Origin of the sequence: Pedobacter gandavensis, from assembly GCF_032677645.1 — a bacterium.
Taxonomy (GTDB): Bacteria; Bacteroidota; Bacteroidia; order Sphingobacteriales; family Sphingobacteriaceae; genus Pedobacter; species Pedobacter gandavensis_A.
Genome location: NZ_JAVTSB010000008.1, coordinates 323,474 through 336,490, shown reverse-complemented (window position 1 = coordinate 336,490; position 13,017 = coordinate 323,474). Strand labels below are relative to the sequence as shown.

The window sequence follows — 13,017 nt, the reverse complement described above, 5'->3', positions numbered from 1 at the left end:
GAAAATATCAAACGTTTGCGTAATGTTTAAATGGAATAAAGCGGGTTTTTGAGCTTTAGAGAACGTTTATAGAAAATTCGGCTCCTGTGGTCTCATTATCAGTCAGATAAAAAGGGAACTCATGTTTGAGGAGCACATCTTTGATTAAAGTGAGCCCTATGCCCTGTCCGTCCCCTTTTGTACTAAAAAACGGGCTGAATAGGAAGGGAGCGGCTTCTTTAGAGATTCCTTTACCATTGTCGATCACACGGAGTCTTTTCGGCTGGCTCTCTGTATGGAAAGTAATGACTCCCTGCGGCTTGTCTCCAATTGCTTCTATGGCATTTTTAACGATATTGATCAATACCTGCTCCATTTGCAACTGGTCTGCGAAGATGATCAAGGGCATTTGAGCCAGCTTAAATTCGAAGCTTATATTTTTCTCTTTCCTGGTTTCCGACCATAAGGTGGCTACAGAGAAAATCAATTCATGGAGATCCAGGTATTTTTTATCCGGTTCCGGGATCCGAACCAGGTCTGCCAGGTTGCGCATAAAGATATTCAGGTTGTAGTTCCGGTCTATCGCTACCTGCAATGCATTGCCCATGCTGCTGTCTGGTTTCCGTTCCTTTTCCATCCCCAGGGCCGAGTCGAGGATGGAGTTTACCGGTCCGATGGTATTGTTCACCTCATGGGCCATCATGCGGATCACCTTGCCGTAGCTCTGCTTTTCTGCGAGGAGCAGTTCGGTGGTGAGCTCCTGAATGATCACAAAGTTTCTGGAAAAGCCCTGGTCTATAAATTCGGAGACCTGGATTTTATAGGATTCCGCTCCCCCTTTGAGGGTAACCGCTCGTTTTCGTTCCTTTAACAGGATTCTTACTTCATCTATAATGGGATGTGTGATGTCTTTTAGCAGCCAGCCTTCCATCGGAAGGCTATGCATTATTTTTTTAGCCACCGGATTCACCATCTGAATTCTTTGGTCGTGATCCAGGATGATGATGCCTACCGGAGAATGGTCTATGAGCTTATCTAAAAAGAAGTGTTGCTGTTGCTGTAATGTTCTTTCTGTTCTCAATTGATCGATCATCTGGTTGTACACTTCAATCAGCTGATCCATTTCATAGGTGCCGGACTTGACAAACTTGATGGTAAAATCCCTGTCTTTAATCGCATCGGCACCTTGCACCAATAAGTTTAAAGGCCGGATCATTTGATTGTATAATTGCCAGGAGATGAACGCTGAAATGAGAATAACCACCTCTGCCAGGAGGAAATATAACTTATTCTTTTCGAACACAAAATAGCTTAAAAACAGGGCTGTCGCATGTAAAATACAGACGAACAAAAGGTATTTAGTCCGAAGTCTCATCGTAGGGAATGTTAAATTTTTCCAGTCGGCGGTATAAGGCGCTTCTGGTGATCCCCAAAGCCAGTGCGGCTTTAGAAATACGGTTCTGGTGGAATTGTAAAGCGCGTTTGATCATCAATATCTCCGTTTCTTCCAGGGTCATTGCCCCCACATCGGGTAATTTGCTCGCTTGCAGCAAGGGTGTTTTTTCCAGCTGCGCACTAAAATCAGCGATCTCCAGCTGGTTTGTTCTGCTCATCAGGACAGCTCTTTCGATCATGTTTTTCAGCTGGCGGATATTTCCCGGCAAAGGCAGTTGTTTCAGCCACTTGGTTGCCTCAGGACTCAGTTGTAAATCCGGACGGTTATACAGCTGCCTTAAATTGTCCATCATAAAGTCTAACAGCAAGGGAATATCTTTGGTTCTTTCCCTTAATGGCGGAAGTTTCAGGCTGATCAGGTTGATGCGGTATAACAGGTCTTCGCGGAATAATCCTTTTTCTACCATTTCTGCCAGGTTCTTGTTGGTGGCGCAAATCACCCGCACATCTACTGTTTTGGTGCGACTGTTTCCCAGCACTTCATAACTCCGGTCTTGCAATACCCGCAGCAGTTTTACCTGACTACCGGCATCGAGGTCACCGATCTCATCCAGAAATATCGTTCCCTTATTGGCCATTTCGAACCTGCCGATTCTGTCGTTCCTCGCATCGGTAAAGGCTCCTCTGACATGCCCGAACATTTCGCTTTCAAACAGCGAGGTAGAGATTCCGCCAAGATTTACCTTGACAAAAGGCCTGTTTTTACGCAGGCTGTTTTGATGGAGGGCTTCCGCGATCAGTTCTTTCCCTGTACCACTTTCTCCGGTAATCAATACCGAAGCGTCAGTTTTGGCTACTCTGCCGGCAATTTCCAGGAGTTCCAGCATCTGCGGATCTCCGGCTATGATGGACTGAAAATCGTATTCCTTATCGAGTTGCTTTCTACTGAACGGCTTTAGGTGCTCCTGATCCTTTTGATCTTTTAAACTGATCAGCGTTTTTATCGATTGTAAGAGGTGGTCGTTACTCCATGGTTTATTGATGAAGTCATTTGCACCGAGTTTCATGCCCTGAACGGCAAGATCGATGCTTGCCCAGCCGGTGATCAATACCACCGGCAAAGCGGGCTCCAACACCTTTATTTCTTTCAACAAAGCCATTCCTTCCTTACCGGAAGTATCAATTGAAAAGTTAAGATCCAGAATGATCAAAGAAATAGCTTCTTTTTTCAGCATGGCGATACCATCCGCAGCATTGGAGACGGCAGTGACCGGATAATCTTTCTGCTCCAGTAACAGCATCAGCGAAGTACGAACGGCTATATCATCATCAATTATCAGGATCATCGGCTAAATATTTATAAGGCAAATCAAAAATATCTTTATTCTTCATGTAAAGCAACAGCCGGGTAGATAGATGCCGCTTGTTTGCCTGGATATAAAGCACAGATCACCACCAGCAGGTAAATAAACAGGATGGCCAGAAACTGTGCCTGGAGATAAACGGAGGCCGGTAAATCGAAAACTTTCAGTAGCGGGAATTGCACTGCGAAGAAAGATCCGATGATTAAAGAAAAAGTGGCAATCACCAATGCTTCTCCCACCAGCTGTATGGAAACAGACCTTGCCGTTGCACCAATAGCTCTTCTCAATCCAATTTCGGCCCTTCTTTTATTGATGTTGTACCAAAGCACACCAAAAATTCCGAGCGCTACATTGATAATCAGAAAGCCTGCGACAATGAAAAAAATGATCATGGGAATCGTACTTTCCTTATTTTTATCCGCCTTCATGTCCACCAGGTGTTTGATTTCCAGATTTGTGCTTTTTATCGTGGAGGCAATCAGCTTGTACATTTTACCTTCAAAGGCAGCATCCATTCCCGGCGCTAACCGCACCAGCATTTGAGACATCCCCCTGATCCTTCCGGTATCTATTCTTTGATAAACTCCTGCGGTGGCCACTTTAAAATCACTTTGACCCTTTATATTTTCAACCACACCAATCACCTTCATCTTATCATCAAACTGGGTAATCACTTTTCCAATTGCATTTCCAGAACCAAACAACTGTTGTTTAGCCTCCTCATTAATAATGATGGTTGATTTTTCCCGGCCATTGTCTTCCGGAGAAAACCACCTTCCCGAAACTAAGGTTAACCGAAGTACGTCTTTATAACTATCCTCTACACTATAGACATCCGGGTATATATCCTTCTTGTTATAAGTCAGGCCCATGCTAATATAATTATCTGCAAAAGGAACATTCCCATTGGAAAAACTAATGCTTTTTACCTGATGCAGGTCTTTCATGACATTCCTTAAATTCTCATGAACTACGCTTGCCGAATCTTTATGCTTGCTGATATTCATGACGCCCAGGTCAACAGACCATACATCTTCGGCATCAAAACCTGCCGGCAGTTTATAGTTCTGATAATTATAGACCAATAAAGTAAAAACAGCGAAAATGACCATAAAGGAGATCAGGATCTCAGAAATGAGCAGGAAATTTTCCTTCTTTTTATTCCAGATCAGTTTAAATAAGTGCTTTAACATATCTTTTATATTTTAATTATTGGCTTTTAAAGCGGTCACTACGTTTAGTTTCGACATCCTCCAGGCGGGATACACACCTGATATAAAACCGAAAACCAAACAAGCCAACAGGCTATAGCACAATACAGTGAAGTTAATTTTTAGGTCCAGATTGGAGATGACCTCACTGGAGTTGAGGATACTGATGATGGCCAGGGCCATTACCAAACCGATGAATCCACCAATTACCGTCAGGATCAGATTTTCTACCAAAAACTGGCCGACGAGCGTCCTGCTCGATGCCCCAAAGGCTTTCCTGACGCCAATTTCTGAGGATCTTTCCATGATTCGGCTCACATTAATATTCATCAGATTTACGGTTGGCAGTAAGAGAAAAATGAAGATCACCGCAGCCATGACCAGAAAAAACCGATCTCTTCCAGAGCTACCAGACTTGCCAAATACATCACGGGTAAAGCTTTCCAGATAGGTATCTGCATAGCTAGTCAATATATCATGATACTTCTCAGGATGCGGAACTTTTTTCAGCAGCTGCTGATATTCTGCCTGAATTGCGGGAAAATCAGCCGAAGAACGGGCAAGTAAGGTCACTACGTAACCTCCCGTTAACGAGGTTCCCTTCAAAGTATTAGCGGCCAGGGTATAAGGAAGGTAGATGTCCGAATGGACGTAAAATAATGTGGAGGGAACCGTTTTAACCACACCAATCACCCTGTATTTTAAATTATTGACTTCCACCTCTTTTCCAAGAGCAGAGACACCTTCTCCGAAGTATTTATACACCATATCCTCAGAGATCACCACCACCTGTTCCGCATTTTTCAATTGCTGTGCATTAAAAGGTTTGCCTTCCAAAAACTTAAACTGATAAACTTCCCAAAAAGCCAGATCGGAGTACATGAGGTCTACGGATAATTTCCGATCATTCGGATAAGCATTGGTGGTACTTCTGCTGGAATGCATAGTCAACTTTTCCGGAGTTTTCATTTTAGACACAAAATTGTTCACAAAATAGAAGCTTGCCCTACCCTTCATCATGTAACTCCCGTCTTTATTGGTTAGCTCCACAGAATTGATAATCAATTCCCTGTTACGGTTTACATCCGGATAGGTCGGACTCAACAAGACCTCCATAAAGGCAGTCAACACGATCAGGATGGTTAGCGTAAAGCTGATGCCAAATAAACTGATGAAGGTGAAAAACTTCCTTCTTTTCAGGACTGCAATAGCGATTTTAAAGTAATTCTTAAACATAGCTATCCCCCTATTGAACTTGTGAACCATCAAATAAACGCAATAAGCGATGCGTGCGCTCAGCCATATTCGGATCGTGGGTAACCATGACGATGGTGGTTCCTTCTACCCGATTCAACTCTAAGAGGATGTTCATGATTTCATTACCCATGGCACTGTCCAGGTTTCCGGTAGGTTCATCGGCAAGAATGATCTCCGGCCGGCCCACAATGGCTCTGGCAATGGCCACCCGTTGTTTTTGTCCGCCGGAAAGTTGTGTTGGAAAATGATGGATTCTGTTGCTCAGTCCTACTTTTTCCAATGCCTCCGTGGCCAGCATCCTTCTTTCTTTAGCTGATGAATTCCGGTACAACAAAGGCAATTCTACATTATCGACCACCTGCAAATCATTGATCAAATGATAACTCTGGAAAATAAAACCAATCTTACTGTTCCTGAAATTCGCCAGCTTGCGGTCGTTCAGGGATAAGGTTTGCTGTTCATCAATCAGGATATCTCCTTTGGAAGGGGCATCCAGCAAGCCCATGATATTCAGTAAAGTGCTTTTCCCACAACCTGAGGGGCCCATAATGGATAAAAACTCACCTTTAGCCACCCGAAGGTTGATGTTATTTAATGCCTGCGTTTCTACAGTGTCGGTTCTGTACACTTTTTCAATATTTGTTAATTGTATCATAGCTATATTAGGTTATAGTTTTATTTTCTCATTCTTCTCAAAATCGAAAAGTGATAAGTAACGCAACTGGTAATAGGCGCCCCAAAAATCACGTAAAGAATTGATATAATCCCGCTTTGCCTGATCGTTTTCCTGGAAAGCGATACTCAGGTCTGTAATGCTCAAATCCCCAAGGACGTAGCGCTCTTTAGCGATCTGATATTTCTCGGAGGCAATTTGCTCTGCCCTTGCGTTTAACAGCAATTGCCCTTTCATCATTTCAAATAAGTTGACTTCCGTAATGATTTTCTGTGTGAAGTTCTGTTTGTCCTGCGCCACTGCATATTGGGTAAACTGCTGATTGGCCATGGCCGTTTTTCTTCTTGATTTTTGTCGGCCCCAATCCAGGATGGGAATTTCTATGGCCAGTTCTAACAGCTGCTGATCCTTAGGGCTTTGGTACACGCTGCGGATACTGGTGCCACTTTTAGCAAAACCAAGGTTTGCATTTAAGGTGGCATTGATGCCGTTATCCCCTTTTGCTTTGGCCACATCGCGTTTGGCTTCTTCCAATTTCCGGTTGAAGGCAATGGCATCAGAGCGATTTTGAAAAGCTTCTGTCAGGGCTTTTTCTATGACAACCTTCATCGCTACCGTAGATTTAGGGAGGGATAGCTTGATCTTATCGGTGTTTTGTAAACCAGTATAAGCTTTTAGGTTATAGGTAGCCACTTCCATATCGCGCTTGGCGATACCCACCGCTTTCTCCGCTTTTAAGGCTTCGAGTTGCAGTTGGAGGATCTCGTTTTTGGAGACTTTCCCCATTTCGAATTTAGTATCTGCAATTTTCTGGATGGCATTGGTGTTGTTAAGGTTGGTTTCCGCAATTTGCAAGTCTACCTGAGCAAGCAGTAAATCGAAGAAATAAGTGCTGGCATTGATGGAAATCTGCTCCATAGCTTCAATATAAGCCTGCTGACTTTCGGTATATTTTAGTGGCTCTATTCTGCGGTCCCACTTTAGAGCATTAAACTGAAATAGCGGCTGAACTAAGCCTACCCCATAGGGAACGCCATTATAAAGCGTGTTGTTCCGGTCAAAATCATCAAAGCGTTGCAAAGAAGTACTACCATAAATGGTACCTCCGGTTTGTGAAATCCGCTGACTAAAAGAAAGGTCCAGCGAAGAGTTGTTGTTGTGAACCGAACGAAAATCTATCGTACCGTCTGGTTGCTGAACCGAGATCGAAGATTTACTGTATCCCGGCAGGATTCCTTTTAAAGAAAGCTGCGGCTGGTAGTTGGATTTATAAGTCATCCATTCCCAGTAACGGGTTTCTTTTAAGGTTGCCGCCTGTTTTGAAGCAATAGATTGCTCTTTTGCCATGGCCACAACTTCTTTTAATTCTAAACGGAGGGTATCAGCCGGAGCCGGGGGTTGCACCGACTGTACCAATCCCGGGGCTTGTAGATCTTTTGCAAAAGCCTTCTCAAATGAAAACAATGCTGCGATGCAAAATGCAGCAATAAAGAAAGGTTTATTATTCATCGCGCTTATTTCTTTATGGTGATTTGATCACTATTTTTGAAAGCACGCATATCGGAAGTAATGACTACATCTCCTTCTTTTACCTGATCTTTCAGCTCTACAAAATCGAAGTTGCTCAAGCCGATCTGTACGTTCTTTTTGCTGGCCACACCGTTCTTCAGCACATAGATAAACTGAGCAGGTGTGCCCAGAAAAGCAGGGCCATTACTTACCCTCAGTACTTGTTGCTGCTCATCGGTAACCAGGAAAACGTCTGCTTTTAAATTAGGTCTGAAAAGTTTATGGTGACTGCTATCGGGTTTGATATCAAAAGATACGGTTGCGTTTTGCACTGCCGGATAAATGTTAACCACTTTACCCCGCACCTGATGGTCGCCTATGCGGATGATGGCGATCATCCCGTTTTTCAAAAGATCAATATTCTGATCAGAAATTACTCCTTTTACTTTAAAACTGGAAAGGTCTGCGATTCTGGCGAGCACTTCTCCCGGTTGCACGGTTGCCCCTATGTTTTTATTAACCCAGGTCACTACCCCGTTTCTGCTGGCAATAATATCTGCCTGTTGCAATTTCTTTTGTAAAACATCCAGGTCATTTTGCTGAATGCTTGCCGCCAGTTCCACTTCTTTCATTTGCAGGCGCATACTTTGCTGCTTGCTATTGATTTCATTTTCCAGCTGCTGCTTTTCCAACTGCGCCACTTTCAGGTTCAATTCTGCCTGTTCCACATCTTCGCGGGTGCCACCTCCTGCTTTTAACAGGCGTTTTGCATTGTCTACCGAAGCTTTAAGGCTGTTGATGCGCAATTGTTTGATGTCATTGTTCGACTTGATATCGTAAAAACTCTTATCCAGATCCAGCTTAATTTTGCGAATGTCATTCTTTTTGGATTCCAGCTGGAACTTCAGTTTTTCGAAATCCATTTGTGCCGCAGATTTATCTAAGGTCAGGATCGACTGACCGGCAAGGATTTTACTTCCCCCATCTAATAAAACTTTCTGAATAGAGGCTGCAATCGGACTACTGATCACCTCTTCAAATTCCGGCAACACTTCTCCGGAGGCATTGATGGTGTTTTCTATGTTGCCACGGTCTACAATTGAAGTGGTAATTTCCGAAGCGTAAAGGCTGGTATGGAATAAGCTCCGCAAAGCAAAAATCCCTGCGATCAGCAGCAAAATTCCTATCAGCAGGTACCACAAAAGCTTTTTTTTCTTACCCGATAAAACCGCCTGTTCGATATTTCTGTCCATTTAATCTATTTTCAACTGCTTATCCAAAGGATATGCCACAGTTAATCAGCTAAAATTCAGCGAATTAAAGATTTTGTTGAAATAAAAAACGTTCGATATCGGACAAGCTGTTCTATATCAGACAAATCTGGCCCATTAATCTTGTTTGCTTAGGTTTTCCAGCTGGTGCATACTGTCTTGCAGTGCCGGATAAAGCTGCTGGTAAATGCCAAACAGCTGCTTATAGATTTTATGATGACCAGCATTGGGTTTAATAGACTCCTTTTCCCCCGCAGCGCCCGGATATTCCGCAGCCAGGCCTATTGCTTTAACCGCCAGATAAGCCGCGCCAATTGCAGAAGCATCTTCGGTTTGTACCAAAACAACCTCTTTTCCGGTAATATCAGCCAGGATTTCCATCCAGATCTTTGCATTTACAAAGCCTCCACTCACATGGAGCCCTAAAATCTCATCTGTATGTGGCTCAAGCGCAGCTAATACCTCATTTAAAGCATAACAAATCCCTTCTAACACCGCTCTCGATACATGATGCTGATCATGATGAAGTTTAAGTCCGAAAAATGTGCCGCAGCTTTCAGAATCCCATATGGGTGCGCGCTCCCCGCTGAGGTAAGGCAGAAAAATCAAGCCATTACTGCCGGCTATTGTTTTCTTTATATTCTCAAATAAAGCGGTATAATCTGCTGATGATAATTCCGTTTTACCCAGTACATTTTTTAATAACCATTGCAGGGCGATGCCTCCATTATTTACGGGACCGCCGCAAATAAAAGTTTCTTCATCTAAAATATAGCTGAAAGTCATGGCCTGGAGATTGAAAATTGGCTTCGGACTGGAGATCCGCACTGCGCCACTCGTTCCAATCGTTAATGCCGCAATTCCTTTTTCATTGGCATCGCTACCCAGATTTGCTAAACAACCATCACTAGCCCCTATGACAAAAATGACCCCTTCAGAATCTTCATTTTGATAACTGGTATGGACAGGATCCGATAAATGTGCATTAGTAATTCCGCTGAGCGATAACGCTTCTTTACTCCAGGTTAAACTTTTCCAATCAAACAAACCGGTGCAGGAGGCAATGGAATGATCAATTTTAAACTCTTTAAACAATCGGAACCAGAGGTATTCTTTAATAGAGATGAATTTATGAGTCTCGTTGAACAGCTCTTCCTCGTTTTCCCGCAGCCAGATCAGTTTACATAAAGGAGACATCGCATGAATCGGGGTTCCGGTTTGCTGGTAGAGCGCCATTCCGGAAGCAGATTCAAAGATGCGTTTCGCAATGTCCGAACTTCTGGAATCCGCCCAGGTCATCATCGGAGCTAAGGAATTACCCGCCTCATCCACACAAATCAGACTGTGCATTGCGCTACTCAAGCCTATGGCTACTGCTGATCCGCCCATGCGCTCCTTCATTTCTGAAATACATTGACTGAAAGCCTCCCAGATCAGTAAAGGATCCTGTTCACTATATCCTGGTTCCGAAGAAAACAAAGGGTAATGCCGCTGAACCGAATCTACAGGTTCATAATTAAGGTTTAGCGCCACCGCTTTAGTACTTCCCGTTCCAATGTCTATTCCCAGAATATATTTCATGCCTCTAATTTATTTAAATTGAATCTGCTAAAAACACCTGCTTTTCTTGATCAGGCAGGATCCGAAAAAACAAAATAGAAAGAATAATTTACAAGCTGTCCTTCTCTGGGTAAATCAGCAATCTCCCTAAACTATTTGGATCAATTATAAATAACTCTATATTTGCAGGCATTCGCATTTTATTTTGTCAGAATCAGCCACAGACCATTCCAACGACTCCATTACAATTGATGAAAATACTTTTTTTCAGTTGTATGAATGCTATTGGAAAAAGTTATACCAGATTGCCTTAAAATATCTTGGAGATCGCTTTGAGGCAGAGGAGGTGGTTCAGGAATTATTCACTTCTTTATGGCAACGCAAAGATACTTTGGTTTTGCAACGGGCAACCGTAGAAAACTACCTGGTACGGTCTGTACGCTTTAAAATTGCGCGGATGTACAAAGATGAAATCCGGAAAACCGGAAAGATCAACGAAATCAAAGAGCAGCAGGTTTCCTTCAATAACCACACGGAAAAACAGGTCTTATATCATTTTTTAAAGCAGGATATTGAGAAGCTGGTGGTTTTACTCCCCGACCGATGTAAGGACATTTATAATTTAAGTCGCGAGAGCGGACTTAACAACAAGGAAATCGCTTTAGGCCTTTCCATTTCAGAAAAAACAGTAGAAAATCAATTGACAAAAGCATTATCATTTCTGCGCAATGGGCTTAAAAAATACCCGAGAACATAACATGCATAGGGGAAAATCAGTTCATTTGATAATATATATAAAACCACGCCATGAATCCTGACCTGTTAAAAAAGTGTTTATCTGGCCAGGCATCCGATGCAGAATGGGAATCTTACCAAAGCTGGATCAACGGAGATGCCGAAGAAAATGACCTGGAAAACCTGGATCAGGAAGCTGAACAGGTAAAAAACAGTATTCTAGCCAGTATCCTGCATAAAAAAGAGCAACAGCATAGCTATAGCGAACGAAAAAGATCATTCGCCATTGCGGTTGGTATTGCGGCCAGTTTATTCTGTGTCCTTTACCTTTCATTTTTGTTTCATAGCGGACCGGAATTACAACAGGCACAGGTCTACAAATACGATGATCAGTCTGCCCATTTAGAGAACAACTTTAACGGCATCATTGTGCAATTGGCAAAAAACAGTCAGGCCAGTTTAAACCAGCAAAGTAGCGCCAACATCAACCTCCACTTTTTAGGATCAGTGATGTTGAGCAACCGTTCTTCAGAAGATCAGCACCTGACCGTTCAAAATCACAAGGATGAGTTTAAAAAAATATGTCTGCGTAAAGGACATTCCTATTTTTTGAGCTACTTAAACTTTAATTTTGAGGAGATCATCATGGTTGATAAACAGAGCATGAATGAGATCCCTCCTGCAATGGCCATGAATATGATACAACAATTCGACCTTTAATTAAAAATACTGTGAATTTCAATCCCTCAAAAAAGCAACATTTAAAAATTTCCTTCCCCTGGTTAGGGCTGCTATTTTTAGGACTGCTATTTTTGTCGGCTTGTCAGCAGCACCCAAAAGAAAGCAGTTATAAATACGGGCTGCTCAGTTACGACAGTCTGGAAAACAAGGTTCATCTAACCCGGGTAAATTCTTTGATGGAGCCGCAGAAAAGTAACCGCGGACCAGAAATCGGCTACAACGGCTTTATTCTGGCGCAAAAAGATTCCAGATATTACATGATGGACCCCGAAAACCAGGCTTTTATCTGCTACCAGGCGGATGAAACAGGGTTTAAAAAGATCAACGAACTTTCTATGAAAGGGACGCCCTGGGAACCTTATATGTCCTGGGTAAACTGGGTTAATCCGCATACGATCCTGATTGGAACCGTGAACGACCATAAATTCAACTACATCGAGATTGACCTGGACGAGATGAAAATCAAGCGCAAAGGTTTATTGAATGTTCCGGAAACTGCTATCGAAAACAACTATGTAGGTGTTTCCGGCCAACTGGTTAAAGACAAACTGTTCGTCAGCTATACTTTTCAAAAAGGGATGATGAGAGAGCATATTGTGCCTTGCGAGGAGACCATGTATGTGGCACAATTCGACTATCCGGAGTTAAAACTACAAAGTACTACTCAAGACCGGCGGACTACCTGGCCGGGATCCTACGCGATTCTAGCGCCAAATTCCCTGATTTACCAGGATAATATTTATGTATTAGGACAACCCGGAGGAAGAACCGGCAACCGTAAAGGGACACCATCTTCCATCTTGAAAATAGATACGGAAACTAACAAATTCGACCCTTCGTATAATTTTCAAATCGCCGATGGCTTAAAAGAAGAAGCTTATATGCTACAGGATATTGGCGGTGGCATGGCCATCAGCAGTGTTGTACAGCTGAACAAAGTCCATAGTTTCGAAAATTACATGGTCAACAGGGTCGCAAATTATGTGCTCTTAGACTTAAGACATCAAAAGAAAACAGAACTCAACCTTCCGGATGTTCAACTGGATTGGATCTTTAATACAACATGGGACGAGGATTTCGCCTATATCTCCGTCTACCAAAATGACGGCAACAGCCAGATCTGGCAATATAACCGCAAAGACTTTACGCTTAAAAAAGGAGCCCTCCTTAAAGGCGCCATCCTGCGTATCGACCGGTTAAAAAACTAAACATAAAAAGCTTATTTAAAAATATTCTAAATAGCATAGGGGAAAAGTCCGGGTTATGCTAATTAGTATATAGAGGGCCATGCAGTTCGTACCTGCATGGCCCAAACCCTACGA

11 protein-coding genes are annotated in these 13,017 nt (G+C 42.9%); 3 read left to right on the top strand and 8 right to left on the bottom strand.

Features of this window, described 5'->3' with window-relative positions:
• Positions 1–55: 55 nt before the first annotated feature.
• From R2Q66_RS15425 to R2Q66_RS15390, 8 genes are all read right to left on the bottom strand, one after another.
• On the bottom strand, positions 56–1,354 hold the full coding sequence (locus R2Q66_RS15425) for a sensor histidine kinase (protein ID WP_316750527.1): 1,299 nt from the start codon (positions 1,352–1,354) through the stop codon (positions 56–58).
• Positions 1,338–2,720 (bottom strand): sigma-54 dependent transcriptional regulator, encoded by a 1,383-nt coding sequence (locus R2Q66_RS15420; RefSeq protein WP_316750525.1) that lies wholly within the window; start codon positions 2,718–2,720, stop codon positions 1,338–1,340. Before R2Q66_RS15420 ends, R2Q66_RS15425 begins: the two co-directional genes overlap by 17 nt.
• A 35-nt stretch (positions 2,721–2,755) precedes the next feature.
• Complete coding sequence (locus R2Q66_RS15415; RefSeq protein WP_316750523.1) at positions 2,756–3,931, bottom strand: ABC transporter permease; 1,176 nt, start codon at positions 3,929–3,931, stop codon at positions 2,756–2,758.
• Between the two features lie 12 nt (positions 3,932–3,943).
• Positions 3,944–5,185 (bottom strand): ABC transporter permease, encoded by a 1,242-nt coding sequence (locus tag R2Q66_RS15410; protein ID WP_316750522.1) that lies wholly within the window; start codon positions 5,183–5,185, stop codon positions 3,944–3,946.
• Between the two features lie 10 nt (positions 5,186–5,195).
• Positions 5,196–5,861 (bottom strand): ABC transporter ATP-binding protein, encoded by a 666-nt coding sequence (locus tag R2Q66_RS15405; RefSeq protein WP_316750520.1) that lies wholly within the window; start codon positions 5,859–5,861, stop codon positions 5,196–5,198.
• Between the two features lie 12 nt (positions 5,862–5,873).
• Positions 5,874–7,388 carry a TolC family protein gene (locus R2Q66_RS15400; RefSeq protein WP_316750518.1) on the bottom strand — a complete coding sequence of 505 codons (1,515 nt, stop codon included), beginning with the start codon at positions 7,386–7,388 and terminating at the stop codon, positions 5,874–5,876.
• Between the two features lie 5 nt (positions 7,389–7,393).
• Positions 7,394–8,641, bottom strand: a complete 1,248-nt coding sequence (locus tag R2Q66_RS15395) for an efflux RND transporter periplasmic adaptor subunit (RefSeq protein WP_316750516.1) — start codon at positions 8,639–8,641, stop codon at positions 7,394–7,396.
• 135 nt (positions 8,642–8,776) lie between these two features.
• Positions 8,777–10,240, bottom strand: coding sequence for a gluconokinase (locus R2Q66_RS15390; RefSeq protein WP_316750514.1), 1,464 nt, complete (start codon positions 10,238–10,240; stop codon positions 8,777–8,779).
• A gap of 184 nt (positions 10,241–10,424) precedes the next feature.
• On the opposite strand from R2Q66_RS15390, the gene R2Q66_RS15385 reads away from it, so the two are divergent.
• From R2Q66_RS15385 to R2Q66_RS15375, 3 genes are read left to right on the top strand one after another with little or no spacing between them, the layout of a single operon-like run.
• Positions 10,425–10,976, top strand: a complete 552-nt coding sequence (locus tag R2Q66_RS15385) for an RNA polymerase sigma-70 factor (protein WP_316750511.1) — start codon at positions 10,425–10,427, stop codon at positions 10,974–10,976.
• A gap of 50 nt (positions 10,977–11,026) precedes the next feature.
• A complete protein-coding gene (locus tag R2Q66_RS15380; protein ID WP_316750508.1) occupies positions 11,027–11,674 on the top strand; it encodes a hypothetical protein in 648 nt (215 codons plus the stop codon).
• A gap of 11 nt (positions 11,675–11,685) precedes the next feature.
• Complete coding sequence (locus R2Q66_RS15375) at positions 11,686–12,903, top strand: hypothetical protein (RefSeq protein ID WP_316750505.1); 1,218 nt, start codon at positions 11,686–11,688, stop codon at positions 12,901–12,903.
• The last annotated feature ends 114 nt before the right edge of the window (positions 12,904–13,017 follow it).